At 68.6% G+C, this 23,684-nt stretch carries 26 protein-coding genes; 15 read left to right on the top strand and 11 right to left on the bottom strand.

The window, feature by feature from the left end:
* Positions 1 to 14 precede the first annotated feature (14 nt).
* Positions 15 to 230 (bottom strand): DUF5326 family protein, encoded by a 216-nt coding sequence (locus tag ACGFZA_RS23920; protein WP_385277638.1) that lies wholly within the window; start codon positions 228 to 230, stop codon positions 15 to 17.
* Positions 231 to 370: 140 nt separating this feature from the next.
* Complete coding sequence (locus ACGFZA_RS23915) at positions 371 to 688, bottom strand: cupin domain-containing protein (RefSeq protein ID WP_385277636.1); 318 nt, start codon at positions 686 to 688, stop codon at positions 371 to 373.
* Positions 689 to 756: 68 nt separating this feature from the next.
* On the opposite strand from ACGFZA_RS23915, the gene ACGFZA_RS23910 reads away from it, so the two are divergent.
* The 6 genes from ACGFZA_RS23910 (at position 757) to ACGFZA_RS23885 (ending at position 5,600) form a co-directional block, all read left to right on the top strand.
* Positions 757 to 1,134: a phage holin family protein gene (locus ACGFZA_RS23910; protein ID WP_385277634.1), complete on the top strand. Its 378-nt coding sequence runs from the start codon at positions 757 to 759 to the stop codon at positions 1,132 to 1,134.
* Positions 1,135 to 1,201: 67 nt separating this feature from the next.
* Positions 1,202 to 2,332, top strand: a complete 1,131-nt coding sequence (locus ACGFZA_RS23905; protein ID WP_393681737.1) for a cystathionine gamma-lyase — start codon at positions 1,202 to 1,204, stop codon at positions 2,330 to 2,332.
* A 207-nt stretch (positions 2,333 to 2,539) separates the two neighbouring features.
* Positions 2,540 to 3,436 carry a LysR family transcriptional regulator gene (locus ACGFZA_RS23900; protein ID WP_393681735.1) on the top strand — a complete coding sequence of 299 codons (897 nt, stop codon included), beginning with the start codon at positions 2,540 to 2,542 and terminating at the stop codon, positions 3,434 to 3,436.
* 63 nt (positions 3,437 to 3,499) lie between these two features.
* Positions 3,500 to 3,979, top strand: coding sequence for an NUDIX hydrolase (locus ACGFZA_RS23895; RefSeq protein ID WP_326737444.1), 480 nt, complete (start codon positions 3,500 to 3,502; stop codon positions 3,977 to 3,979).
* 179 nt (positions 3,980 to 4,158) lie between these two features.
* Complete coding sequence (locus ACGFZA_RS23890) at positions 4,159 to 4,686, top strand: DUF2269 domain-containing protein (RefSeq protein ID WP_393681732.1); 528 nt, start codon at positions 4,159 to 4,161, stop codon at positions 4,684 to 4,686.
* Positions 4,687 to 4,691: 5 nt separating this feature from the next.
* Positions 4,692 to 5,600 (top strand): GNAT family N-acetyltransferase, encoded by a 909-nt coding sequence (locus ACGFZA_RS23885; RefSeq protein ID WP_393681730.1) that lies wholly within the window; start codon positions 4,692 to 4,694, stop codon positions 5,598 to 5,600.
* Between the two features lie 478 nt (positions 5,601 to 6,078).
* Here ACGFZA_RS23885 and ACGFZA_RS23880 read toward each other — a convergent pair whose 3' ends face one another.
* Positions 6,079 to 6,504, bottom strand: coding sequence for a heme-binding protein (locus ACGFZA_RS23880; protein WP_393681728.1), 426 nt, complete (start codon positions 6,502 to 6,504; stop codon positions 6,079 to 6,081).
* Between the two features lie 112 nt (positions 6,505 to 6,616).
* Positions 6,617 to 7,831 (bottom strand): MFS transporter, encoded by a 1,215-nt coding sequence (locus ACGFZA_RS23875; protein WP_393681726.1) that lies wholly within the window; start codon positions 7,829 to 7,831, stop codon positions 6,617 to 6,619.
* 140 nt (positions 7,832 to 7,971) lie between these two features.
* Between ACGFZA_RS23875 and ACGFZA_RS23870 the strand changes: the two genes are divergently transcribed.
* The 3 genes from ACGFZA_RS23870 to ACGFZA_RS23860 are packed head-to-tail and all read left to right on the top strand — an operon-like array spanning position 7,972 to position 10,114.
* Entirely contained in the window at positions 7,972 to 8,430 is a 459-nt protein-coding gene (locus ACGFZA_RS23870) for a MarR family transcriptional regulator (protein ID WP_326737439.1), read from the top strand.
* Positions 8,431 to 8,468: 38 nt separating this feature from the next.
* On the top strand, positions 8,469 to 8,921 hold the full coding sequence (locus tag ACGFZA_RS23865) for a GNAT family N-acetyltransferase (protein WP_385277617.1): 453 nt from the start codon (positions 8,469 to 8,471) through the stop codon (positions 8,919 to 8,921).
* Between the two features lie 29 nt (positions 8,922 to 8,950).
* A complete protein-coding gene (locus tag ACGFZA_RS23860) occupies positions 8,951 to 10,114 on the top strand; it encodes a winged helix DNA-binding domain-containing protein (protein ID WP_393681928.1) in 1,164 nt (387 codons plus the stop codon).
* Positions 10,115 to 10,181: 67 nt separating this feature from the next.
* Here ACGFZA_RS23860 and ACGFZA_RS23855 read toward each other — a convergent pair whose 3' ends face one another.
* Entirely contained in the window at positions 10,182 to 11,564 is a 1,383-nt protein-coding gene (locus ACGFZA_RS23855; RefSeq protein ID WP_393681722.1) for a serine hydrolase domain-containing protein, read from the bottom strand.
* Positions 11,565 to 11,823: 259 nt separating this feature from the next.
* Here ACGFZA_RS23855 and ACGFZA_RS23850 point away from each other — a divergent pair, with 259 nt between their 5' ends.
* Positions 11,824 to 12,372, top strand: a complete 549-nt coding sequence (locus tag ACGFZA_RS23850) for an ArsR/SmtB family transcription factor (protein WP_385277613.1) — start codon at positions 11,824 to 11,826, stop codon at positions 12,370 to 12,372.
* A gap of 17 nt (positions 12,373 to 12,389) precedes the next feature.
* On the top strand, positions 12,390 to 13,664 hold the full coding sequence (locus ACGFZA_RS23845; protein WP_393681926.1) for an MFS transporter: 1,275 nt from the start codon (positions 12,390 to 12,392) through the stop codon (positions 13,662 to 13,664).
* A 158-nt stretch (positions 13,665 to 13,822) separates the two neighbouring features.
* Here the strand turns inward: ACGFZA_RS23845 and dnaB are convergent, their stop codons facing one another.
* Positions 13,823 to 15,301, bottom strand: coding sequence for a replicative DNA helicase (dnaB, locus tag ACGFZA_RS23840; RefSeq protein WP_385277611.1), 1,479 nt, complete (start codon positions 15,299 to 15,301; stop codon positions 13,823 to 13,825).
* A 459-nt stretch (positions 15,302 to 15,760) separates the two neighbouring features.
* On the opposite strand from dnaB, the gene ACGFZA_RS23835 reads away from it, so the two are divergent.
* A complete protein-coding gene (locus ACGFZA_RS23835) occupies positions 15,761 to 17,098 on the top strand; it encodes an MATE family efflux transporter (protein ID WP_385277609.1) in 1,338 nt (445 codons plus the stop codon).
* A 138-nt stretch (positions 17,099 to 17,236) separates the two neighbouring features.
* Here ACGFZA_RS23835 and rplI read toward each other — a convergent pair whose 3' ends face one another.
* The 4 genes from rplI to rpsF form a co-directional block, all read right to left on the bottom strand.
* Complete coding sequence (gene rplI, locus ACGFZA_RS23830; RefSeq protein WP_145764537.1) at positions 17,237 to 17,683, bottom strand: 50S ribosomal protein L9; 447 nt, start codon at positions 17,681 to 17,683, stop codon at positions 17,237 to 17,239.
* A gap of 18 nt (positions 17,684 to 17,701) precedes the next feature.
* The gene (gene rpsR, locus ACGFZA_RS23825) at positions 17,702 to 17,938 is read right to left on the bottom strand and encodes a 30S ribosomal protein S18 (RefSeq protein WP_003967857.1); all 237 of its coding nucleotides are present in this window, start codon (positions 17,936 to 17,938) and stop codon (positions 17,702 to 17,704) included.
* Positions 17,939 to 17,981: 43 nt separating this feature from the next.
* Positions 17,982 to 18,602, bottom strand: a complete 621-nt coding sequence (locus ACGFZA_RS23820; protein WP_350988351.1) for a single-stranded DNA-binding protein — start codon at positions 18,600 to 18,602, stop codon at positions 17,982 to 17,984.
* A 74-nt stretch (positions 18,603 to 18,676) separates the two neighbouring features.
* Positions 18,677 to 18,967: a 30S ribosomal protein S6 gene (gene rpsF / locus ACGFZA_RS23815; RefSeq protein ID WP_018101872.1), complete on the bottom strand. Its 291-nt coding sequence runs from the start codon at positions 18,965 to 18,967 to the stop codon at positions 18,677 to 18,679.
* Between the two features lie 280 nt (positions 18,968 to 19,247).
* Between rpsF and ACGFZA_RS23810 the strand changes: the two genes are divergently transcribed.
* The 3 genes from ACGFZA_RS23810 (at position 19,248) to ACGFZA_RS23800 (ending at position 22,040) form a co-directional block, all read left to right on the top strand.
* Positions 19,248 to 19,568, top strand: a complete 321-nt coding sequence (locus ACGFZA_RS23810; RefSeq protein WP_350988353.1) for a hypothetical protein — start codon at positions 19,248 to 19,250, stop codon at positions 19,566 to 19,568.
* 188 nt (positions 19,569 to 19,756) lie between these two features.
* On the top strand, positions 19,757 to 20,875 hold the full coding sequence (locus tag ACGFZA_RS23805) for a peptidoglycan bridge formation glycyltransferase FemA/FemB family protein (protein ID WP_350988355.1): 1,119 nt from the start codon (positions 19,757 to 19,759) through the stop codon (positions 20,873 to 20,875).
* Between the two features lie 133 nt (positions 20,876 to 21,008).
* Positions 21,009 to 22,040, top strand: a complete 1,032-nt coding sequence (locus tag ACGFZA_RS23800) for an alanine racemase (RefSeq protein WP_136330867.1) — start codon at positions 21,009 to 21,011, stop codon at positions 22,038 to 22,040.
* Positions 22,041 to 22,062: 22 nt separating this feature from the next.
* Here ACGFZA_RS23800 and ACGFZA_RS23795 read toward each other — a convergent pair whose 3' ends face one another.
* Complete coding sequence (locus ACGFZA_RS23795) at positions 22,063 to 23,559, bottom strand: glycosyltransferase family 87 protein (RefSeq protein WP_393681717.1); 1,497 nt, start codon at positions 23,557 to 23,559, stop codon at positions 22,063 to 22,065.
* Positions 23,560 to 23,684: the final 125 nt, after the last annotated feature.

Below are 23,684 nucleotides of genomic sequence, written 5' to 3'. Positions count from 1 at the left end.
CAGCCGGGCCGCGCTTACCAGTCGCTGCGCGAGGAGGAGGACGTGAACTTCCGCACGACGAACACAAGCCCGCCGATCAGGATCACGCAGAGCAGAAGCTTGAACAGCAGACCGATCACGAAGCCGACGATGCTGGCGATCAGCCCGCCGAACACGACGATCGCGATGACGGGCACCGCGATCCACTTCACCCACCAGGGCATTCCCGCGAATATCTCCCGCACGGCCATCGTCCATACCTCGTCTCTGTGAGTTCCTGCTTCGATGCTAGAGGCGCGGGGGCGGGCTGCGGGGCTCCCGATCCCTTGAACTCCCCTGATCGATCCCCTAGGGATCCCCGAGGTGCGGAACGTCCCCCGGTGGGACCGGCTCAGCCTTCGGGCGGCGAGAAGACCACCATCACGCGCAGGTCCTCGGTGATGTGGTGGAACTTATGGGCGGTGCCGGCCGGTACGTACACGACACTTCCCCTGCCCACCTGGGTCGTTTCCATGCCCACGGTGATCGAAGCTCGCCCGCTCACGACGAGATAGACCTCGTCCTGGTTGTGCGGCTGCTGCGGGTCGAGTTCACCGGCGTTCAGGGCGTACAGACCGACGGACATGTTCCGTTCGCGAACGAACTGAAGATAGGCACCGTCGTTGGCGGCGCGTTCCGCCTCCAGCTCGTCCAGTCTGAATGCCTTCACGGCCCGTCCGCCCCTCGCCTGTGCCCAGCCGGTGTCCGCCACCGATCATGTCTGCCACGATCAGACACATGAAGAATTTCGTAGTCAAGACGATCGCCAACGCGGGTGCGCTGGCCGTGGCCATCTGGCTGCTCCAGGACATCACGCTGACCGGTGGCAGCACCGGCCGCAAGATAATCACCCTGATCGTGGTCGCGCTGATCTTCGGCCTCGTCAACTTCCTCGTCAAGCCGGTGGTGAAGCTGCTCACACTGCCGCTCTTCATCCTCACGCTCGGCCTGATCACCCTGGTCGTGAACGCCCTGATGCTGATGCTGACCTCGTGGCTGGCCGGCGTGCTGGATCTGAGCTTCCACGTCCACGGCTTCTGGACCGCCATCCTCGGTGGCCTGATCATTTCGATCGTGTCCTGGGCGCTGAACGTCATCCTGCCCGACGAGGACTGACCCCCGGGCACCTGAAACAGTGACGCCAGGACCGGCGACCGACCGGGGAGAGAAGCGAGGAAGCTGTATGAGCACCATGGGCGACGGAACCCGGGCAGTACGTGCGGGCCTGCCGGAACCGCAGCAGTTCGAGCCCACACTCCCCGGGCCGGTCTTCGCCGCGCATTTCCATCTGTCCGGCGAACCGACCGGGCCGTACACCTACGGCCGTGACACCAATCCGACCTGGACCCGTCTGGAGCGGGCCATCGGCGAACTCGAGGCTCCGGGTGAGAACGTCGAGACCACGGTCTTCGCCTCCGGCATGGCGGCGATCTCGGCGGTCCTGCTGTCCCAGGTGCGTACCGGCGATGTCGTCGTGCTGCCCGACGACGGGTACCAGGCCCTTCCGCTGGTACGCGCACAGCTCGAGGAGTACGGCGTCGAGGTGCGCACCGCCCCGACCGGGGGCGACGCTCAGCTGGCCGCCCTGGAGGGGGCGAAGCTCCTGTGGATCGAGACCCCGTCCAACCCCGGGCTCGACGTCTGTGACATACGGCGGCTGGTCGAGGCGGCGCATGCGGGCGGCACGCTCGTGGCCGTCGACAACACCCTCGCCACCCCGCTCGGCCAGCGCCCGCTGGAGCTGGGCGCCGACTTCTCGGTGGCCAGCGACACCAAGGGCATGACCGGCCACGGCGACATCCTGCTCGGCCATGTGACCTGCCGCGACTCCGAGCTGGCGGCGGGAGTACGGCGCTGGCGCAAGGTGGTCGGTGCGATCCCCGGCCCCATGGAGGCCTGGCTCGCTCACCGCTCCCTGGCAACGCTGGAGCTGCGGATCGAGCGGCAGTGCGCGAACGCCCTCGTGCTTGCCGAGGCTCTCGCCAAGCAGCCCGAGGTGAGCGGGCTGCGTTATCCCGGTCTGCCTACGGACCCCTCGTACTCGATCGCCGTGCGGCAGATGCGGCGCTTCGGTTCCGTCGTCTCGTTCGTGCTGGCGGATCGCGGGACTGCCGAGCGCTTCCTCTCGGCACTGCATCTCGCCGAGGACGCCACCAGCTTCGGAGGCGTACGCTCCACCGCCGAACGCCGGGCCCGCTGGGGCGGCGACGCCGTACCGGACGGCTTTATCCGCTTCTCCGTCGGCGCCGAGAACGCCGCCGACCTGGTGGCCGACGTCGAACGCGCCCTGGCCGAGGCCGTCACCGGGAGCTGATCTCCCACGCCGGTACGGTACGGACGGTCCGAGCCTCCCCCCTCGTGGCTCGGACCGTCCCGGTTCTCCGCCTTCTCCTCGCGAAGAACCGCCTCGACAAGGCTAGTTGACTCTGCGTCAGTGTCCAATCACAGTAGCGGCAGCGACCTATCGACATATTTATAGTTGTCCGGGTCCGACGAGTCACACGCGTGAGAGGGGACGGACATGGACCTGACCCTGTTGCGCACCTTCGTCACCGTGCACCGCGCGGGCTCGTTCACCCGAGCCGCCGCGCTTCTCGGCCTCTCCCAGCCCGCCGTGACCTCGCAGATCCGCACCCTGGAACGGCAGCTGGGCCGCCCACTCTTCCTCCGCCGCGCCCGTGGCGTGACACCCACCACCATGGGCGACGAGCTCGCGCACCGGGCTGCTCCCCACCTGGACGCGCTCGTCGAGATCGCCGAGACCGAGCTCGACGAGGAGTCGGGCGTTCGGACGCTGCATCTTGCGGGACCACCGGAGTTCGCCTCGTTGCGGGCTCTGCCGGCCCTCACCCCACTGATCACCCAGGGGCTCGCACTGCGCAGCTCGTTCTCCGCAGACACCGACGAGGCGCTCGACGGTCTGGCCGCCGGTCACCATGACCTGGCCATCGTGACGGCCCGCCCGCGCGGTGGGCTGCTCACCGCCACGCCGCTCTGCGACGAGGAACACGTTCTGGTCGCAGCACCCCGATGGGCCGGACGTCTCGGACCGGGAACGCTGCGCCGCAACGGCCCGGTGGTCCTGGAGCAGCTTCCGGTGGTCGAGGTGCATGAGAGCCTGCCCCTCGTCTCCCGCTATTGGGCAGCGGTCTTCGACAGCCGCCCCGCGGCAACCGGGGCCGTCATCGCACCCGATCTGCGCGCGGTCCTGGAATGCACGGCGGCGGGGGCCGGGCTCGCCGTGCTGCCCCGGTATCTGTGCGCGGGCGCACTGGAACGGGGTGAGGTGGTGGCGCTGCTCGATCCCCCGGTGCCGCCCCTGCGTACGTACTTCCTGGCTGCGCGGACCGGCACGCTCGCTCTTCCGCATCTCGCTCGGGCGCACGATTTACTTCTGCGCGCCGCCGCCGACTGGTGACCGCAGGACGGTCCAGCAGGCCTCAGGTGTTTCAGAACCGGTTCTGCGGGCCACTCTCTTGCCATGACCGAACGTCCTGTGGTCAAGCGCACCGCACGCGCCGTCCTGCTCGATGGCAACGACCTCATCCTCATCAAGCGCACCAAGCCGGGGGTGGACCCGTACTGGCTCACACCAGGTGGCGGGGTCGAGCGCGAGGACGCCACTGTCGTCGAGGCCCTGCACCGCGAGCTGGACGAGGAGCTCGGCGCCAAGGTCACCGATGTGGTGCCCTGCTTCGTCGACACCGTGGAGCACATCGAGGGCGGCGGCGTGAAGGGCGTCAAGGTCCAGCACTTCTTCGTCTGCCGACTCGAATCGATGGACCTGTCCCTGCGTCACGGCCCCGAGATCGACGACCCCTGCGGGGAGTACGACGTCGTGCGGGTGCCGTTCAGCAGGGTCGGGATCGCTGCCGTGCACCTCGTGCCGCTCTCACTGCGGCACTACCTGGACGGCAATATCGAGGGTGTGCGAGCAATGCACGCACCCGACCTGGGCTGATTCCCCGAAGGCGTACCGACCTGGGGCGGCACCACGGGTCCGGGCCGGTTCGCAGGGGCAGCAGCCGGATCGCGGGGCGAACGGTCCCGCTTCCGAGCCACTCGTACGCCGAGGCCAGTACACGGGGATACTCCCCTCGGCAGATGACCCTTCACGCGGTCCGCTGCACCGTGTTTCACGTGAAACCACTGAAGCGCCGCACCCGCAGAAGCCTGCTCGTCGCCCACGTATCCGTATCCGTCAGCTGGCTCGGTCTCACCGTCGGTCTGCTGACGCTCGGCATCACCGCTTTCTCGACCGGCGATCCGGTCACGGCGCAGGCGGCCACCAGGGCCATGAAGATCTTCGGTGACTGGCTCGTCGTCCCGGTCGCGCTGGGGTCCCTGCTCACCGGCCTGATCCTGTCCCTCGGCACCCCCTGGGGACTGGCCAGACATCGCTGGATCTGGGTGAAGTTCTGGCTCACCCTGGTCGCGACGGGACTGTCGGTCTTCTCGTTGCGCCCCGGTATCAACGAAGCGGCGGAACGCGGGGCTGCCGACATCAGCCTTGTCGTGGCACCTTCGGTCGCCACGGCGACCTATCTGTTCATCACCGCAATCTCCGTACTGAAGCCCTGGGGGCCTACTCGACGCGGCCGACGGCTGCGTATCTCGAACAGATCCGTTAAAGCGGTGGACGAGCGATCACCGAGTCGGACAGCCTGACCCCTATGCCCAGCTCATTGACCCGCCCGCTCGCCGACCTACCCGTCCGGCGTCTCACCCGGGATGATCTGGTCCCGTGCGCCGATCTCAGCGAGGAACGCGGCTGGCCCCGCGATGAGCACCGATGGGGACTACTCCTCACCGCGGGGACGGCCTACGGCATCGACGATCCCGAGGGCAAGGGTCTGATGGCGACCTGCGTGGTGACCTCGTACGGTCCGGACATGGCGGCCATCGGCATGCTTCTGGTCGCCGGGCGCTACGGCCGCCAGGGGGTCGCGCGACACCTGATGCACCGGGTGATCGACTCGACCGGGGGCGCTCCGCTCAGCCTTTACGCAACACCGGCAGGCCGCCCGCTCTACGAGGAGCTCGGTTTCAGGACGGTGGGACGGACCCAACGAGTGAGCGGGCACTTCCGGCCGGCCTCGGAGCCGGGCAGCCGCACCACGGGGGGTCAGCCGGGCCCGGATGACGTTACGGGCCTGACTGTCCGCCCTGCCACGGCGGGGGATCTGCCCGCCATGCTGCATCTGGACTCGGAGGTGTCCGGTCTCGACCGGATGCAGCTCCTGGCCCGTCTCCCGGCCTTCGCCGACCATCTGCGCGTGGCCGAGGACAACGGGGAACTCATCGGGTACGCCGCGCTGTGGCCCAGCTCGGACAACCATGTGGTCGGGCCGCTGATCGCGCGGGACACCGCCACGGCGAAGCTGCTCGTCATCTCGCTCGCCGGGGCGACGGACCGTCCACTGCGCGCGGACGTCGATGCTCGTCACGAAGAACTGCTGGCCTGGTTCGCGGAATGTGGTCTGGAGCCGGGCTCGTCGACCACGATCATGACCCTCGGCACCCCGCCACCACCGGGGGACTGGACACGGCGTTTCGCACCGCTGAGCGTGGCAACGGGCTGAAGCGCTGCCGATACTCCGCCCGCCATCGGTCGCCCCGGTCCGGTCTCAGTCGTCGAAACACACGGTGAGCCGGACGTCGGCGTCCTCATGGACGGCGGCGAGAGCATCCCTCACGGACGACACCGGCCTCCAGGCACCGTCCGGCGGCACGGCCTCGCGCCGGGGTCATCCGCTGCAGCCGGTAGAAGCGGTCATCATCCCGCCGCTCCGTTCGCTCCCTATCCGGCCAGTCCATCGGGCCGGAGGCACCGGTCACGCCGGCCGCGGGATCGGCGGGGAGTCCCGCCCATCCGACAGCAAGTCCGGATCGACGGCCGCGGACCACACGTCCTCCGGCTGCGACTCTCGCGCCCGGCACGCGATGGACCCGTGAATGCCGGCTCCCATGGACGGAGATCCTCCGGGCACATGGGAACCGGCACCATCCAATTGCTTCTGCGCGCAGGCTGACTATCTGTGCATGCAGGGCGAACGGACCTCAGACCAGGCCTGCGACGGCGGTGGTCGCGAATCCGTGGTCCTGCTCGGGCGCACCGCCACCGACCCCGACGGCGCCGATCAGCCGGCCATCGCGATGGACCGGGACACCGCCGGCGATGAAGAGCAGCGGGCGGTCCAGTGCGGTCGGCAGGGTGTGGAAGAGTCCGCCCGGCTGTACCGCCTCGACGAGGTCGGCTGTGGAGGCGTCGAGCTGAAGTGCCGTGTACGCCTTGCGGGTGCTGGTCTCGCCGGCGATCAGAACGGCCCGGTCGTCGCGGCGGAAGGCCAGCAGGTGGCCTCCCGCGTCCAGGACGGTGACGGCTGCCGCGACGCCTGCGGCTTCGGCGGCCGTACGGGCTGCGTCGATCAGCGCCTCCGCTTCCTGCGTGGTCAGCGGGGCTACAGCGGCGGTGAGCGTGCTCATGGGGGTGTCTCCTTGATGTGGTGCGGTGAGGGGTGTGGGGGATACGGAGTCGTCACTGCCGGGCGGCCACGGGTATGGCCGCCGACTCCGGGGTGTGGGGGATACGGAGCCGTCAGTGCCGGGCGGCCACGGGTACGCCGGCCGGCTCCGGGGTGTGGGCGGTCACGAGGCGGCTTCGAGTGGTCGTACGGCGCTCCAGGGTGCTGGAGACGACGGCGAGCACCAGCGCGGAGGCGGCGAGCACGGCACCGACCCAATTGGGTGCGGTGTAGCCGAGACCGGCTGCGATGACGATGCCGCCGAGCCATGCGGACAGGGCGTTGCCCAGGTTGAAGGCGCCGATGTTCACCGCGGAGGCGAGGGTCGGGGCCCCGGCCGCCTGGTCGAGCACCCGCTTCTGCAGCGGGGGCACGGTCGCGAAGCCCAGGCCACCGATCAGGAAGATGGTGACGGCTGCCGCGATCTGGTTGTGGGCGGTCAGCGTGAACAGCAACAGGACGACGGCGAGGCCACCCAGCGACACGTACAGCAGGGGCATCAGGTGGCGGTCTGCGAACTTGCCGCCGAGCAGGTTGCCTCCGACCATGCCGAGGCCGAAGAGCACCAGCAGCCAGGTGACGGAGGAGGCCGAGTAGCCGGCGATCTCCGTCATCATCGGCGTGATGTAGGTGATCGCGGCGAAGACCCCTCCGAAGCCCAGCACGGTCATCGCCATGGCGAGCAGTACCTGCACGTTACGGAAGGCAGCGAGCTCGTGGCGCAGTCGGACACCTTCGGGGCGGGGCTGGTCGGGAACGAGCCGGGCCACGCCGAGCAGACCGATGACGCCGAGAGCGGCCACGACGAAGAACGTGCTCCGCCAGCCGACGCTCTGACCGATGTAGGTGCCCAGCGGCACACCGACGACATTGGCGACGGTGAGCCCCGTGAACATCATGGCGATCGCGCCGGCCTTCTTGTGCGGGGCGACCAGGTCGGCTGCCACCACCGATCCGATGCCGAAGAACGCGCCGTGGGCGAGCGAAGCGATCACCCGGCCCGCGAGCATCACTCCGAAGACGGGAGCCGTCGCGGAGACCACGTTGCCGATGACGAACAGCGCCATGAGGATCATCAGCATGCGTTTGCGGCTGACCTTGGTGCCGAGGAGGGTCATCAGCGGGGCTCCGATGACGACACCGAGCGCGTAGCCGGTGACGAGGAAGCCCGCAGTCGGGATCGAGACCTGAAAGTCCGCAGCCACCTCGGGGAGCAGCCCCATGATCACGAACTCGGTCGTTCCGATACCGAATGCCCCGATGGCGAGGGCGAGGAGCGCGAGCGGCATGGGTTTCACCTTCCCTGGAGATTGCGTCTGCGCCTTACGAGCGTCCACAATAATTGCAGGCGCGGGTTAATTGCAAGCGCGAGCTATTGCGCTCGTCGCCTATCCTGGACGCAAGCAACTCCGGCACGGAGGAGAGACCCATGACAGCGACGGACCCGGCCCTGACCGCCCTTTCCCAGGGCTGGTGCGCGCTCTCCCTGCTCCACGGGAAGATCGAGGCCCACATCGAACGGGCCCTGCAGACCGGGCACGGCCTCAGCGTGCGGGAGTACTCCCTGCTGGACGTCCTGAGCCGCCAGCACAACGGACCGGGCGGCCATCTGCAGATGAAGCAGGTGGCCGACGCCGTCGTGCTCAGCCAGAGCGCCACCACCCGTCTGGTCACCCGCCTTGAGGACCGGGGCCTGCTGACCCGGTACCTCTGCGACACCGACCGGAGGGGCATCTACACCGATGTCACCGAAGCCGGCCTCACACTGCTCTCCGAGGCGCGGCCGACCAATGACACCGCGCTGAGGGCCGCACTGGACGAGGCCGCCAAGAACCCCGAACTGGCCCCGCTCGTCCGGACGGTCGAGGAGCTGAAGGTTCCCGCATAGAGGGTCCCGCCACTGGGTCGCGGCGTAGGCTGCCGATCATGAGCGATCCGGAAATCCGTCCTGCGGCCGTCGGCGATCTCTCCGAGATCGTGGCCATGCTCGCCGACGATCCGCTGGGTGCCCAACGCGAGTCACCGGACGACCTCGCCCCTTACCTCGCGGCGTTCCGCCGGCTGACCGACGATCCCCATCAGCATGTGATGGTCGCCGTACGCGCGGACCGCGTCGTCGGGACACTCCAGCTGACCGTGATCCCAGGGCTCTCCAGGCGCGGCTCGACACGGTCGGTGATCGAGGGCGTCCGCGTTCACACGGACGAGCGCGGCAGCGGTCTCGGTACGCAGCTGATTCAGTGGGCCGTGGATGAATCACGACGACAGGAATGCCAGCTGGTTCAGCTGACGTCCGATGCGACTCGGACCGACGCTCATCGCTTCTATGAACGGCTCGGCTTCGTGGCCAGCCATGTGGGCTTCAAGCTCGCCCTTTGACCGAGGTTCCCGTCTCGGAGGAGTCGATTGTGCACCGCATCAGCGACGAACAGCGCCGCATCAGGATCGGCCGCCGCCACCTTCTCGCCCCCTCGGTGCGGTCCGAGTCCCCCGTCGCCGTGGCCGACGCCGTCGTCGCCCTGCACGCCACCGACGCGGCCACCGTCTTCCTCTCCACCTGCGCACGTCTCCGGGAGCCGGACGTCGCCCTGGTGGAGCAGCACCTCTACGAGGACGTCTCCCTGGTCCGGCTGCTCTCCATGCGCAACACCCTGTTCGTCATGTCGCAGGAGATGGCCCCGTGGGCCGAGGCCTCCAATGCGCGCGCTGTCGCCGCCAAAGAACGCCGGAATCTCCTCAAACACCTGGCGGAGGACGGCAACGGGCTGGACGACCAGTGGCTGACCGGCACCGAGAAGTCCGTCCTCGCAGCCCTCGCAGTCCGCGGCTCCGCCACAGGCAGCGAGCTCTCCGCCGCCGTACCCGCTCTGCGCACCAAGATCACGCTCTTCCCCGGAAAGAAGCAGGAAGCTGTGCAGGGCGTGGCCTCACGGGTCATCCGTGTGCTGGCAGCCGAAGGGCGGATCCGCCGGGACCGGCCACGCGGCTCCTGGACCTCCAGCCAATTCCGGTGGACGGCATCCTCGCCACGGCCCGCACAGGACACCGGCCGGGCTCAGGCGGAGCTGGCCTTGCGCTGGCTCCGCTCCTACGGCCCCGCGTCCGAGGGAGACCTCAAGTGGTGGACGGGCTGGGGGATCGGCCAGGTGCGCCGGGCACTGGCAACAGCAGGGGCGGAAGAGGCACGGCTCGACAGCGGCGCCACGGCCTGGATCGCGCCGCAGGACTACGAACCCGATCCGGCGCCCGAGCCCTGGGCCGCGTTGCTGCCCGCACTTGATCCGAGTGCCATGGGGTGGGCCGATCGCGGCTTCCACCTTCCCGCCGAGCACCGGGAAGCGCTCTTCGACCGTTCCGGCAATGTCGGCCCCACCGTGTGGTGGAACGGCCGGATCGTGGGCGGATGGGCTCTGCGAGGCGACGGCGAGCCGGTGTGGCGGCTCCTCACCGACGCGGGCCGCGATGCCTCCGCCGCAATCGAGACAGAGGCATCACGGCTTGCGGGCTGGGTGGGCGAGGCACGGATCACGCCCCGCTTCCGCACGCCGCTGGAAAGGGAGTTGACCGCCTGACCGGCCCGCCGCCCGTTTCACGTGAAACGGGCGACTCAACTCTCCGAGCAGCTCAACGCCCACCCACTCAGCTTTCCAGGCCTCGCCATCCGTCCGCGTCCACGCCACCCGGAACGGCCGCAGCGGGATCGTACGGCTCACGTGTGAAGACGAACGAACCAAGATCCAGATGGTTCACGCTGCCGTCGCTGTTCCGCACCACGCTCAGCGTCTCCCCCGCGTAATAGCCGTCCAGCCCGATCCAGGTCCCGTCCGGACGGGCGGTGAAGCGGGCCCCGCGGCCCTGACCGTTCAGCGTCCGCAGCTCCAGCCCCCGGTCCGGGGTCAGTCGCAGGACGTTCGGACGGGTACCCCAGTACCAAGGGCCGGTAAGTGCCAGAAGCTCCGCATCCACCTCGGGCAACGGGCGCCACGGCTCCGGGATACGGGGCTCCGCCTCGGCAACGATGTCGACGAGTTCGGCGGCCACCTCACCGACCAGCACGCCGGACGTGACATTGGCGACCGCGACAGCAGCCACATCATCCTCGACGCTGAACCAGAGCGCCGCCAAGAAGCCGGGGAGCGACCCCGTGTGCCCCATAAGTGTGCGGCCCTTCCTCCGGACCACCTGAAGGCCCAGCCCGTAATGCCCGTCCCAGTCCCCGGACTCGGGCGGAGCCGCCGGCTCCCGCATCTCCGCCACGGATGCGGCCGAGAGCACCCGGTCGTCTCCCTCTGCAAGAAAGGCGGCGAAACGCAGAAGGTCGGCGGTGGTGGACCAGAGCTGACCGGCCGGCGCCATCAGCCCCAGGTCCTCGGCCGGTTCGGGCAGCATGACGTCCGCCCAGGGATGCACGGCCCAGCCACCGGCGTGCGGAGCCTGCGCCTGCGGGCTCGTCCGGTGCATGGCCAGCGGCTCCAGGATCTCTCTGCGCAGCACCTCGGCCCACGACGCTCCGCGGGCCGCTTCGATCAGCGCTCCGAGCAGTGTGTAGCCCGGGTTCGAATAGTGATGCCGGCGGCCGGGAGGGTGCATCCTGGTCCGGTCACCGAGGACGTCCGCAAGGCCCGGCCGCAGACTGCCGGGTGTCCGTTCCCACCAAGGCGCGGGCGACTCGGCACCGAGCCCCGCACTGTGGCCGAGCAGTTGGTGAAGGGTGACGTCACCCGCGCCCGTACCGGGCAGATGCTTCTCCAGGGAATCGCCCAGGTCCAGCAGGCCCTCGTCCCGGAGCCGCAGGACCAGCACGGCGGTGAACGTCTTGGTGAGCGAACCGATCCTGAACTGTGTGTCCGTGTCCGGAGCATGGCCGTCGACACAGCTGCGGGAGCCGTCCCAGACGATGCGGCCCTGCCGTTGTACGGCAGCGGCAAAAGAAGGTGAGCGCCCCTCGGCCTGAGCCGTGGCGATGCGGTGCAGCAGCGCGCGCTGCGTGCCCGGCAGCAATTGTTCAGCGGGAGAAGTCATCGTCAACAACTACCTCCCGGACCGCCGTGGGGCGACTTCATTTCCGGTGCCGTCGCGGCCCTCTCAGCGCGATCGAGACCTTCGTCGAATGGGGTTGTCCACGAGGCGGCAGCCATGTCGACGGTCCCGGCCATCGGTGGCGGCGCACCGGCCACTGCCGCACGGAGAAGCGACGGTCTCGCGCCCGGACGACGAACTCCCGGAAGACGGCGGGCATTTCCTCTTGCCTAATGGTCAAGACTCGTTGACCATTGAGCACATGCCTGCCGACGAACTCCCCGAGACCCTTCACGTCACCACTGACGCGCAGTTGCGCGCCGTCTCCAATCTCACGCGTCACCGGATCATGGCCGTGCTCCGCTTCGAGCCGGCGACGATCACCCAGATCGCTGCCCGGGTGGGTCTCGCGAAGGGAAGTTCCAGTTACCACGTGCGACTGCTCGAACGGGCCGGCCTGGTGAAGGTCGTGCGGACGCGGAAGGTGCGGGGGGTCACCGAGCGGTACTACGCGATGGCCGCACGGACGATCGAGCTGCCCGATCCGGGGGTGGGGCAGCCGGATGTGCTGATGCGACATGCGGTGGCGGACCTGGAGTCGGCCCCTGTGGAGAGCGAACGACATGTAGGGATGGCGCATCTGCGGCTCACCGCCGAGCAGTTCACGGAACTGGGTGCGCGCCTGCAGGCACTGGCGGAGGAGTACCGCGAGCTGTCCGATCCGTCCCTGCCCGACGTATCGCTCGCCTTCGCACTGTTCCGGCCGGCGCGGCCGGAACCCCACGAGCAGACCGAAGAGGATGCCAAGTGAAGTCTGACGGAAGAAGGTTGCCCGCCGGGTTCGGCCGGCTGTGGACCGCGCAGACGGTGTCCTCGCTCGGTGACGGAGTGACGCATGGCGCGCTTCCGCTGCTCGCGTTGTCGCTGACGCGGGATCCGATGGCGCTCGCCGTCGTCACGGCCGCCGGCACGCTGCCGTGGCTGCTCTTCGGGGTGCTCGGCGGCGCACTGGTGGACCGCTGGGACCGCCGGCGCACGATGTGGGTCGCGGACGCCACGCGCGCGGCGCTGCTCGCGATACCGGCGGCGGCCGCCGCGCTCGACATGCTGAGCATTCCGCTGCTCGCGGCCGTCGCCTTCCTGCTCGGGGTCGGCGGGCTCTTCTTCGACACGGCAGCCACGGCTTATCTGCCGGATCTGCTCGGCCGCGACCCCGCGCTCCTGGAGCGCGCCAACTCCCGCCTGCGCGGAACCCAGACGGCCACGTCCGGCTTCGCGGGGCCGCCCCTGGGCAGTGCGCTGCTCACACTCGGGCGGGCGGTTCCCCTGCTCGCGGACGCGGTGTCGTTCGCGTTCTCCGCGCTGCTCGTCCGCTCGCTGCCCGCCGCGCCCCTGCCCGTACCGGAGTCCCGCGAGTCGCTGCTCCGGCAGGCCCGGGCCGGGGCCTCGTACGTCTTCCGGGATCGGTTGCTGCTCGGGCTCGCGCTCCGTCCAGCAGTGGGCAACGTCGCCTTCCTCGCCGTGGAGACGGTGCTCGCTCTCTTCGCTCGCGAGCGTCTCGGCATCGGCGCGTTCGGCTTCGGCCTGCTCCTGACCGCGGAGGCCACCGGCGGCCTGCTCGGCGCGGGCATCGCCTCCTTCCTCGGCCGGAGACTCGGCATAGGCACCGCGCTGACCTGCACGGCATCGATCGAAGGGCTTGCCATCCTGGGGCTTGCGGCTGCCCCGAATGCCTACCTGGCGGGACTCGCACTCGCCGTCTGCGGAGCGGGCATGGGTGCCACGATGGTGCTCGGTCCCTCCCTCCGACAGACGATCGTCCCCGCCCACCTGATGGGCCGGGTCGCCTCCACCTCTCGCATGCTCGCCATGTGCGCCGCCCCGTTCGGCGCCTTCTTCGGCGGCTGGCTGGCCACCGCGTATGACATACGCACCCCGCTGTACGCCGCCGCCGGTCTCCTCCTCGCCATGACCGCCGTCACGGCGACCATGACCGGCAACCGCCGGGTCGAGGCGGCCCTGCGCGCCGCAGCCCCGGCCGACGGACCGGAGCGCCCGGAGTCCGCGGATCCCGCCCGGGAAGGTGCGGCCGAATTGCCGTGATGCCTTCGCGGAAGCCGGCACGGCACGGCGGAGCCAGGGCCGATCGGTGGGCCGTCGTCAGCGTCGGCCCCGCGGGTCCGGCTGAACCCGACGTGGGTGACGCGCAGTCGGCCCACGGGCACGATGCATGGGCCGAACCGGCCCCGTGCCCACACCGGTCAGGTCTGCGCCATGTCCACGAAGCGCGAGTAGTGACCCTGGAAGGCGACCGTGATCGTCGCGGTCGGACCGTTACGGTGCTTCGCCACGATCAGGTCGGCCTCACCCGCACGTGGTGACTCCTTCTCATAAGCGTCCTCACGATGCAGCAGGATCACCATGTCGGCGTCCTGCTCGATCGATCCGGACTCACGAAGGTCGGAAACCATCGGCTTCTTGTCGGTGCGCTGCTCCGGTCCACGGTTCAGCTGGGAGAGCGCGATCACCGGCAACTGCAGCTCCTTGGCCAGCAGCTTGAGGTTTCGGGACATGTCCGAGACCTCCTGCTGACGGCTCTCGGCACGCTTCGAACCACCGGACTGCATCAGCTGCAGATAGTCGATGACCACCAGTTTGAGGTCGTTCCGCTGCTTGAGGCGCCGGCACTTGGCCCGGATCTCCATCATGGAGAGGTTCGGCGAGTCGTCGATGTAGAGCGGGGCCGCCGAGACGTCGGGCATCCGCCGCGCCAGCCGCGTCCAGTCCTCGTCGGTCATCGTGCCCGAGCGCATGTGATGGAGCGCCACCCGTGCCTCGGCGGACAGCAGACGCATCGCGATCTCGTTCCGGCCCATTTCCAGGGAGAAGATCACGCTGGGCAGGTTGCTCTTGATCGAGCAGGCCCGGGCGAAGTCCAGGGCGAGCGTGGACTTACCCATGGCGGGACGGGCAGCGATGACGACCATCTGTCCCGGGTGGAGACCGTTGGTCAGGGCGTCGAGGTCGGTGAACCCGGTCGGCACACCGGTCATCTCTCCGCTGCGGGACCCGATCGCCTCGATCTCGTCGAGCGCACCCTCCATGATGTCGCCCAGCGGCAGGTAGTCCTCACTGGTCCGCTGTTCGGTGACGGCGTAGATCTCGGCCTGGGCGGAGTTGACGATGTCGTCGACGTCACCGTCGGCCGCATATCCCATCTGCGTGATCTTCGTGCCGGCCTCGACGAGTCGCCGCAGGACGGCCCGCTCGTGAACGATCTCCGCGTAGTACGAAGCGTTGGCCGCGGTCGGCACCGACTGGACCAGGGTGTGCAGGTACGGGGCTCCGCCCACCTTGGTGATCTCGCCACGCTTGACCAGTTCGGCCGCCACGGTGATCGGGTCGGCCGGCTCGCCCTTCGCGTACAGGTCGAGGATCGCCTGGTACACGGTCTCGTGCGCGGGACGATAGAAGTCGTGGCCCTTGATGATCTCCACGACGTCGGCGATGGCGTCCTTCGACAGGAGCATGCCGCCGAGGACGGACTGTTCCGCGTCGAGATCCTGGGGCGGGACCCGCTCGAAACCGGGGGAACCGCCCTCCCATCCGCCGCTCTCCCGGCCTCGGTCGTGCTGCTCACCGCGGTCCCTGCCCTCGCCCCGTCGCTGGCGGGAAACAGGCAGCCGGTCGCTGGGACCGGTATCGGCCCAGGGATCGTCCAAAGGCTCGGGAATGCTCATCCGGCCACCACCTCCCGTCCGCTCCGCGGACCTAGCCGTGCCACTCTTTCTTACGGCACAGCACCGACAATCAGGACGCCCGACTCCGGTTCCGGTGTGTCGGGATCTGCGGGTTTCCAGGGCCGAAACGAGGTGGGGGCGCCGGACCACGGTAGGCGTCCCGGAAGCGTCAGCCAATCTGGTTATCCACAGGGCATGTGGACGACGGACCAGATGCTGTGGAGAACTCCCCGGAACCTGTGCACGGACCGGGGGACAGCACTGTGGACAAACTCATAGCGACGACACCAATAAGCACCTGACCTGCACTTTCTCCATCCACGGGCTGTGGGGGAGAAAAACTTTCCGAGTCGGCACAAGTTCCCGACAACCGGCACATGCCAGAACGTCACACCGTGGAGTGTGTAAGACTCTCTCGATGCTTGCGTCCATTACCTGTGGAAGATTAGATTGCCTCCCATGATCCAGGTACCGACGACCCCGCCGTCCCGTCGTCGGCGGCATGATCGCGAGATCATCGCCCTCGCCGTCCCCGCCTTCGGCGCACTCGTGGCCGAGCCGCTTTTCGTGATGGTCGACAGCGCCATCGTCGGCCATCTCGGCACTCCGCAACTGGCCGGCCTGGCCGTCGCCGCAGCCCTGCTGACGACCGCCGTCAGCATCTTCGTCTTCCTCGCCTACGCCACCACCGCGGCTGTCGCCCGGCGGGTCGGCGCCGGCGATCTGGCCTCAGCAATCCGCCAGGGCATGGACGGCATCTGGCTGGCGATTCTGCTGGGCCTTGCCGTCATCGCCCTCACCCTCCCCCTGGCTCCCTGGCTCGTCGAGGTGTTCGGCGCCTCCGACACAGCAGCCCCTTACGCCACCACCTATCTGCGGATCTCCAGCCTCGGAATCCCCGCGATGCTCGTGGTGATGGCGGCGACCGGTGTCCTCCGGGGCCTGCAGAACACCCGCACTCCGCTCTACGTCGCCGTCGGCGGATTCGCTGCCAACGCGGCCCTCAACGCAGCCCTCGTCTACGGTGCCGGGCTCGGCATCGCAGGATCGGCCTGGGGCACGGTGATCGCTCAGATCGGGATGGCCATCGTCTATCTCGTGGTCGTGGTCCGCGGCGCACGGCGCCACGGAGCGTCCCTGCGTCCCGACATCGCAGGCATCAGGGCCAGCGCCCAGGCAGGTGTCCCCCTCCTGGTCCGTACCCTGTCGCTCCGCGCCGTCCTGCTCATCGCCACGGCCGTCGCCGCCCGGCTGGGCGACACCGACATCGCGGCGCATCAGATCATTCTGTCGCTGTGGAGCCTGATGGCTTTCGCGCTGGATGCCATCGCCATCGCCGGGCAGGCCATCATCGGACGCTACCTGGGAGCGGATGACACCAAGGGCGCGCGCGAGGCCTGCCGCCGCATGGTGCAGTGGGGCGTCGTCTCCGGGGTGGTGTTCGGAGCCCTGATCCTTCTCGCCCGTCCTCTGTTCGTCCCTCTCTTCACCAGCGATCGGTCCGTGCAGGACACACTGTTCCCGGCCCTGCTGGTGGTAGCTCTGACGCAACCGATCGCCGGGGTCGTCTTCGTCCTGGACGGCGTCCTGATGGGCGCCGGGGACGGGCCCTATCTGGCCTGGGCCATGCTCATCACCTTGACCGTCTTCGCCCCGGTGGCCTTGCTGGTACCCGTCCTCGGGGGCGGCCTGACCGCGCTGTGGGGTGCGATGACGCTGATGATGCTCGTTCGCATGGCAACCCTCTGGCTTCGCGTCCGTTCCGGCGCCTGGATGATCACCGGGGCCACCCGCTGAGGGCTCATGGCTGCCTGTTTCACGTGAAACAGGCAGCCATGAAGACAGGAAGACGTGAAACCCGGCTGCCCGGGACAACGGCGAAGGGCCGCACCCAGAGGGTGCGGCCCTTCACTGTTCTGCTGAGGTGCGGCCCAATCAGGCAGCAACAACCTCGATGCCGAGCTTCGCAGCGACCTCGGGGTGCAGACGCACGGACACCTGGTGTCCGCCGAGCGTCTTGATCGGCGAGCCGAGCTCGACGCGACGCTTGTCGACATCCGGGCCACCGGCAGCCTTGATCGCCGAGGCGATGTCGGCCGGGGTGACAGAGCCGAAGAGACGGCCGGCGTCGCCGGAGCGAACGGCCAGACGGACCTTCACGGCCTCGAGCTTGGACTTGATCTCGTTGGCCTGCTCGATCGTGGCGATCTCGTGGATCTTGCGGGCGCGGCGGATCTGCGCCACGTCCTTCTCGCCACCCTTGGTCCAGCGAATGGCAAAGCCACGCGGAACCAGGTAGTTACGGGCGTACCCGTCCTTGACGTCAACGACGTCGCCAGCAGCACCGAGGCCGGAGACCTCGTGGGTGAGGATGATCTTCATGATTCGGTCACCCTTCCCTTATCGCGCGGTGGACGTGTAGGGCAGCAGCGCCATCTCACGGCTGTTCTTGACAGCCGTGGCGACGTCACGCTGGTGCTGCGTGCAGTTGCCGGTGACGCGGCGGGCACGGATCTTGCCGCGGTCGGAAATGAACTTCCGCAGCATGTTCGTGTCCTTGTAGTCCACGTACTGGGTCTTGTCCTTGCAGAACGCGCAGACCTTCTTCTTAGGCTTGCGCACAGGCGGCTTCGCCATGGTGTTTCTCCTGTGTGATCAAGAAGTGGGGGTACGAGCTGCCCTAGAAGGGCGGCTCGTCCGAGTAGCCGCCGCCAGAACCGCCGGAGCCGCCGGAGCTTCCGCCCCAACCGCCTCCGCCGCTCTGCTGGCCCCCGCCCTGCTGGCCGCCGGCCGGCGCGCTCGTGGCCCACGGGTCGTCGGCGGGAGCGCCGCCACCACCCTGCTGGCCACCAGCACCGGGACCGCCGCCCCAGTTACCGCCACCCTGCTGACCGCCGCCGTATCCACCCTGGCCCTGGCCGCCCTGACCACCGCGACCGGTGGTCTTGGTGACCTTGGCGGTGGCGCTCTTGAGACTGGGGCCGACTTCCTCGACGTCCAGCTCGTAGACCGTGCGCTTGACGCCCTCGCGGTCTTCGTACGACCGCTGCTTCAGCCGGCCCTGCACGACAACGCGCATGCCTCGCGTGAGCGACTCGGCGACGTTCTCCGCCGCCTGACGCCAGACCGAGCAGGTGAGGAACAGGCCTTCGCCGTCCTTCCACTCATTGGTCTGCCGGTCGAAGATGCGGGGAGTGGACGCGACGCGGAACTTCGCGACCGCCGCACCGGACGGGGTGAAGCGCAGCTCGGGGTCGTCGACGAGATTGCCGACGACCGTGATGACGGTCTCGCCTGCCATGGATGAACCTCTCGGCGGGGATTGCTTCTGGCTGCTTGCTGCTACTCGAACCCGATGACCACTGAGCTAGAAGCTCAGTGGATCTCGGGACGGAGGACCTTGGTCCGGAGGACCGACTCGTTCAGGTTCATCTGGCGGTCGAGCTCCTTGACGACCGCAGGCTCGGCCTGCAGGTCGATGACCGAGTAGATGCCCTCGGGCTTCTTCTTGATCTCGTAAGCGAGCCGACGACGGCCCCAGGTGTCGACCTTCTCAACCTTTCCTTCGCCCTCACGGACGACGGAGAGGAAGTTCTCGATCAGCGGGGAGACTGCTCGCTCCTCGAGATCGGGGTCGAGGATGACCATCACCTCGTAGTGACGCATGTGGAACCCACCTCCTTTGGACTCAGCGGCCACGGTCGTTCCGTGGCAGGAGGGTCGTGATGCGTGAAGCATCAGTGTCTCCGAGTAAAACAGCCGCCACTGACAACACCCTCCGTCGAGGAGGGGCTGACTGTGCTGGCCTGGGCAGACACCGGTGCAGACCGTACAGAGTACCCGTAGACCGGCTTCCGGTTGAAATCCGGTGGTCAGGAGACGCAATCTGTACACATCGGGTGTGAGCGGCGCCACGATGCGCCGCCTTTCGGCCAGGAGGTATTCCATGGCACAAGCAATGCGATCCCGCTCCCGCTCCTCCGTCTCCCTCTTCGCGACGGACGGCAGGCCCCACCCCCTCCAGGACGCCCTGGTGGCCGTGACCGTGGTGCTCGGCGCCCTCGCGTTCGTGACGGCGATGTTCCACAGCCTGCATCTGGTCAGCTCATGGGCCGGACTCGTGGGAATCCTCACGGGCGGTTACGGGCTGTACATCTCCGCGACCACACGGGAGAGGTTCCCGCTGTTCATCGGCATGGGCGCTGCCGGCCTCGGGTTCTTCCTCGGCATGGCCCACGGCGGACTCTTCGGCGGCGTGATCAGCTGAGCGCGCCGCGGGAGCGTCCCGGCAGTCGGCGGGGCGGCGCCGTCCACGGACGGGGCCGCCCCGTACGCCATAGCGGGAGCGCACGGGTACGACGGGGCCAGACCGCGCGCTTCCGGGTCACAGTAGGCTTCGGCGCGAGAGCCGGAGCCCCTGACCCATGGGGACACACCTGCCGAGGAGCGCCCCGCATGAGCCTGACCCTGAGGACCATCAGCCGAGAGCAGCATCTGGCGTACATCCAGAGCCTGCCCGCGGCCAGTCACATGCAGGTCCCGGCATGGGCGGATGTGAAGGCCGAATGGCGCTCGGAGAGCCTGGGCTGGTTCGACAAGGGCGGCCAGCTCGTCGGCGCCGGTCTGGTGCTCTACCGGCAGCTGCCCAAGATCAAGCGATACCTCGCGTATCTGCCCGAGGGCCCGGTCATCAACTGGTACGCCCCCAACCTGAACGACTGGCTGCAGCCGATGCTCGCGCACCTCAAGCAGCAGGGTGCCTTCTCGGTGAAGATGGGCCCGCCCGTCGTGATCCGCCGCTGGGACGCCACCGCCATCAAGGCCGGCATCCAGGACCCGGACGTGAAGCGTCTGCGCGACGTCGAGGCCACCCACATCGAACCCCGGGCCTTCGAAGTCGCCGACCGGCTGCGGAAGATGGGCTGGCAGCAGGGCGAGGACGGCGGCGCCGGATTCGGTGACGTACAGCCCCGCTACATCTTCCAGGTGCCGCTGGCCAACCGCTCCCTCGAAGACGTGCACAAGGGCTTCAACCAGCTCTGGCGGCGCAACATCAAGAAGGCCGAGAAGGCCGGCGTCGAGGTCGTCCAGGGCAGCTACGCGGAGCTCGCCGAGTGGCAGCGGCTGTACGAGATCACGGCGGAGCGCGACCACTTCCGCCCGCGTCCGCTCGGCTATTTCCAGCGCATGTGGACGGCCCTCAACAACGAGGACCCCAACCGGATGCGGCTCTACTTCGCCCGTCACGAGGGCGAGAACGTCGCGGCCGCGACCATGCTGATCGTGGGCGGGCACGTCTGGTACTCCTACGGCGCCTCGGCCAACCACAAGCGTGAGGTCCGCCCCTCCAACGCGATGCAGTGGCGAATGCTGCGCGACGCGTACGCGATGGGTGCCACGGTCTACGACCTGCGCGGCATCTCCGACTCACTGGACGAGACCGATCACCTCTTCGGCCTGATCCAGTTCAAGGTGGGCACCGGCGGCCAGGCCGCGGAGTACCTCGGTGAGTGGGACTTCCCGCTCAACAAGCTGCTGCACAAGGCTCTCGACATCTACATGTCACGCCGCTGACCGGCCGCCGTTTCGCCGCGCAAGGCTGACGAAACCGGCTTTATTCGTTTCAATGGGCTCTTCCGGAAGCTGTTCCGGAAGCTCCGCACCCCTCTGACACCACCGCAGCCACCAGAAAGGTTCCGGACCGGCCATGGCGCTCTCCCTGTACGTCGACACCGCGCGCTGGCGGGCGCACCAGAAATCCGTGCTCGACCAGTTCCCCGGGCTCGTACCGGTCTGCAAGGGCAACGGGTACGGCTTCGGCCACGAGCGGCTGGCCGACGAGGCGATCCGCTTCGGCTCCGACATCCTCGCGGTCGGCACCACCTACGAAGCGGCCCGGATCAAGGACTGGTTCAGCGGTGATCTGCTGGTGCTCACGCCGTTCCGGCGGGGCGAGGAGCCGGTGCCGCTGCCCGACCGGGTCATCCGCTCCGTCTCGTCCGTGGACGGCGTGCACGCCCTGGTGGGCGCCCGGGTCGTCATCGAGTGCATGAGCTCGATGAAGCGCCACGGCGTCAAGGAGGAGGAGCTCGGGCAGTTGCACGCCGCCATCGAGGACGTACGTCTCGAAGGCTTCGCCCTGCACCTGCCGCTGGACCGCACGGACGGCTCGGACGCGGTCGAAGAGGTCATCGCCTGGATGGACCGTCTCCGGGCGGCCCGGCTGCCGTTGCACACCATGTTCGTGAGTCATCTGCGCGCCGAGGAACTGGGCCGGCTGCAGCAGCAGTTCCCGCAGACCCGGTTCCGCGCGCGCATCGGTACCCGGCTGTGGCTCGGCGACCACGAGGCCACGGAGTACCGGGGCGCGGTGCTTGACGTCACGCGCGTCGTCAAGGGCGACCGGTTCGGCTACCGGCAGCAGAAGGCCGCCTCCGACGGCTGGCTGGTCGTCGTCGCGGGCGGCACGTCGCACGGCGTGGGCCTGGAGGCCCCGAAGGCCCTTCACGGCGTGATGCCCCGCGCCAAGGGGGTCGCCCGGGCCGGACTGGCCACCGTCAACCGCAATCTGTCGCCGTTCGTCTGGGCCGGCAAGCAGCGCTGGTTCGCGGAGCCGCCGCACATGCAGGTGTCGATCCTGTTCGTGCCCTCGGACGCCGAGGAGCCGCGGGTGGGCGACGAGCTGGTGGCCCATCTGCGTCACACGACCACACAGTTCGACCGGCTCGTCGACCGCTGAGGCGCCCCGGGCCGCCGGTCGCTCAGTCGGCGGCCGGTGTGCCCGTCGTGCCCCACTCCACCCGCGGTCCCGCCTCCGTCAGCGCGGCATGGCGCGGCGGGTGCGCCGCCGCGTGACCCAGCACGAAGACGTCATCGGCCCCGTCGAGCACACCGCCCGACGGGTCGTCCGAACCGTCCTTCCGCACCACGTCGCGCTCCGGCATCAGGATGTCCCGTACGACCACGGCGCAGAGGTAGAGCGTGCCCAGCAGGTGCAGGACGATCGCCAGTTGATAGCCCTCCGTCGGCAGACCCTGGTGTTTGTCCCCGCTCGTCGTGTAGGCGAGGTACATCCAGATCCCCAGGAAGTACATGACCTCGCATGCCTGCCAGATCAGGAAGTCCCGCCAGCGCGGCCGGGCCAGCACCGCGAGGGGGATCAGCCACAGCACGTACTGCGGTGAATAGACCTTGTTGACGAGGATGAACACCGCGACGACGAGGAAGGCGAGCTGGGCGAACCGGGGCCTGCGCGGTGCCGTCAGTGTCAACGCCCCGATCGCCGCGCACAGGCCCACCGTCGCCAGCGTGGAGACGGTGTTGACCGTGGAGACCTCGATGGACTCACCGGTGCGCTGGGTGATGACCAGCCAGAAGGATCCGAAGTCGATCGAGCGTTCCTGGCTGAACGTGTAGAACTTCTTCCAGCCCTCGGGCGCGAACACCATCACCGGCAGGTTGACCACCAGCCAGGAGCCTGCGGCGCCGAACGTCGCCACCCCGAACTCCCGCCATTTCCCCGCCCGCCAGCACAGCACGAAGACCGGGCCCAGAAGGAAGACGGGATAGAGCTTGGCGGCCGTGGCCAGCCCGATCAGGATGCCGAAGGCGAGGGTGCGGCTCCGCGACCACATGAGCATCGCCGCGGCCGTCAGGGCTACGGCCAGCAGGTCCCAGTTGATGGTGGCCGTGAGGGCGAACGCGGGCGCCAGTGCCACCAGGAGACCGTCCCAGGGACGGCGGCGGTGCGTGCGTGCCACGCACACGGCGATGACTGCGGCGCAGATCATCAGCATGCCCGCGTTGACGAGCCAGTAAGCCTGTTCCTGGTCCTGGATGGAGCCACCCGGGGTGAGCCAGGCGGCGATCTGCATGAACACGCCGGTGAGGACCGGGTACTCCAGGAACTGCATGTCGCCGGGCAGCCGGTCGAAGTACGGCACCAGGCCCTCGGCGAACCCACGCCCCGAGTACAGGTGCGGGATGTCGGAGTAGCAGGCGTGGGTGTACTGGGAGCCCGCGCCTCTGAACCAGGCCCAGTTGTAGCAGGGCAGCTTCTGCACCATGCCGAGCGCGAACATCCCGATCGCCACCAGCGCGACGGCACCCACGGGCGTGAGCGCGGTGCTGCCCAGCCGCGCCCAGCGGCCCGACCTCCCGCCGATCAGCTCACTGCCGGCCGCGGCGACCTCGTCCTGGTGCGTGGGCCGTACGACAGACGGTTCCTGGTGCACGCTCGTATCCTCTGCGCTTGGCATGCCGCACATCCTGCCGTACCGACGTGTGGAAACGATGAGGGCCGCCACACCCTGGGGTGCCGCGGCCCTCGTCGCACTGCTCGGCTCACCTCGGTCCGCGACGGCGGACGAGTGGGGTGAGCCGC

Source organism: Streptomyces sp. NPDC048211 (assembly GCF_043202315.1).
GTDB lineage: Bacteria > Actinomycetota > Actinomycetes > Streptomycetales > Streptomycetaceae > Streptomyces.
Note: the sequence above shows the minus strand (reverse complement) of the source record. Positions and strands in the feature narration are given on the sequence as shown.

Bases quoted from the DNA above. Each gene is read 5' to 3' on its own strand.
- dnaB (WP_385277611.1), bottom strand. From the start codon at position 15,301: ATGAGCATTCCCGAGCCTTTGGACGATCCCTGGGCCGATACCGGTCCC.
- ACGFZA_RS23810 (WP_350988353.1), top strand. From the start codon at position 19,248: ATGGCACAAGCAATGCGATCCCGCTCCCGCTCCTCCGTCTCCCTCTTC.
- ACGFZA_RS23885 (WP_393681730.1), top strand. From the start codon at position 4,692: ATGCCCAGCTCATTGACCCGCCCGCTCGCCGACCTACCCGTCCGGCGT.
- rpsF (WP_018101872.1), bottom strand. From the start codon at position 18,967: ATGCGTCACTACGAGGTGATGGTCATCCTCGACCCCGATCTCGAGGAG.
- ACGFZA_RS23910 (WP_385277634.1), top strand. From the start codon at position 757: ATGAAGAATTTCGTAGTCAAGACGATCGCCAACGCGGGTGCGCTGGCC.
- ACGFZA_RS23900 (WP_393681735.1), top strand. From the start codon at position 2,540: ATGGACCTGACCCTGTTGCGCACCTTCGTCACCGTGCACCGCGCGGGC.
- ACGFZA_RS23865 (WP_385277617.1), top strand. From the start codon at position 8,469: ATGAGCGATCCGGAAATCCGTCCTGCGGCCGTCGGCGATCTCTCCGAG.
- rplI (WP_145764537.1), bottom strand. From the start codon at position 17,683: ATGAAGATCATCCTCACCCACGAGGTCTCCGGCCTCGGTGCTGCTGGC.
- ACGFZA_RS23820 (WP_350988351.1), bottom strand. From the start codon at position 18,602: ATGGCAGGCGAGACCGTCATCACGGTCGTCGGCAATCTCGTCGACGAC.
- ACGFZA_RS23905 (WP_393681737.1), top strand. From the start codon at position 1,202: ATGAGCACCATGGGCGACGGAACCCGGGCAGTACGTGCGGGCCTGCCG.
- rpsR (WP_003967857.1), bottom strand. From the start codon at position 17,938: ATGGCGAAGCCGCCTGTGCGCAAGCCTAAGAAGAAGGTCTGCGCGTTC.
- ACGFZA_RS23805 (WP_350988355.1), top strand. From the start codon at position 19,757: ATGAGCCTGACCCTGAGGACCATCAGCCGAGAGCAGCATCTGGCGTAC.
- ACGFZA_RS23870 (WP_326737439.1), top strand. From the start codon at position 7,972: ATGACAGCGACGGACCCGGCCCTGACCGCCCTTTCCCAGGGCTGGTGC.
- ACGFZA_RS23855 (WP_393681722.1), bottom strand. From the start codon at position 11,564: ATGACTTCTCCCGCTGAACAATTGCTGCCGGGCACGCAGCGCGCGCTG.
- ACGFZA_RS23875 (WP_393681726.1), bottom strand. From the start codon at position 7,831: ATGCCGCTCGCGCTCCTCGCCCTCGCCATCGGGGCATTCGGTATCGGA.
- ACGFZA_RS23800 (WP_136330867.1), top strand. From the start codon at position 21,009: ATGGCGCTCTCCCTGTACGTCGACACCGCGCGCTGGCGGGCGCACCAG.
- ACGFZA_RS23895 (WP_326737444.1), top strand. From the start codon at position 3,500: ATGACCGAACGTCCTGTGGTCAAGCGCACCGCACGCGCCGTCCTGCTC.
- ACGFZA_RS23880 (WP_393681728.1), bottom strand. From the start codon at position 6,504: ATGAGCACGCTCACCGCCGCTGTAGCCCCGCTGACCACGCAGGAAGCG.
- ACGFZA_RS23920 (WP_385277638.1), bottom strand. From the start codon at position 230: ATGGCCGTGCGGGAGATATTCGCGGGAATGCCCTGGTGGGTGAAGTGG.
- ACGFZA_RS23835 (WP_385277609.1), top strand. From the start codon at position 15,761: ATGATCCAGGTACCGACGACCCCGCCGTCCCGTCGTCGGCGGCATGAT.
- ACGFZA_RS23795 (WP_393681717.1), bottom strand. From the start codon at position 23,559: ATGCCAAGCGCAGAGGATACGAGCGTGCACCAGGAACCGTCTGTCGTA.
- ACGFZA_RS23850 (WP_385277613.1), top strand. From the start codon at position 11,824: ATGCCTGCCGACGAACTCCCCGAGACCCTTCACGTCACCACTGACGCG.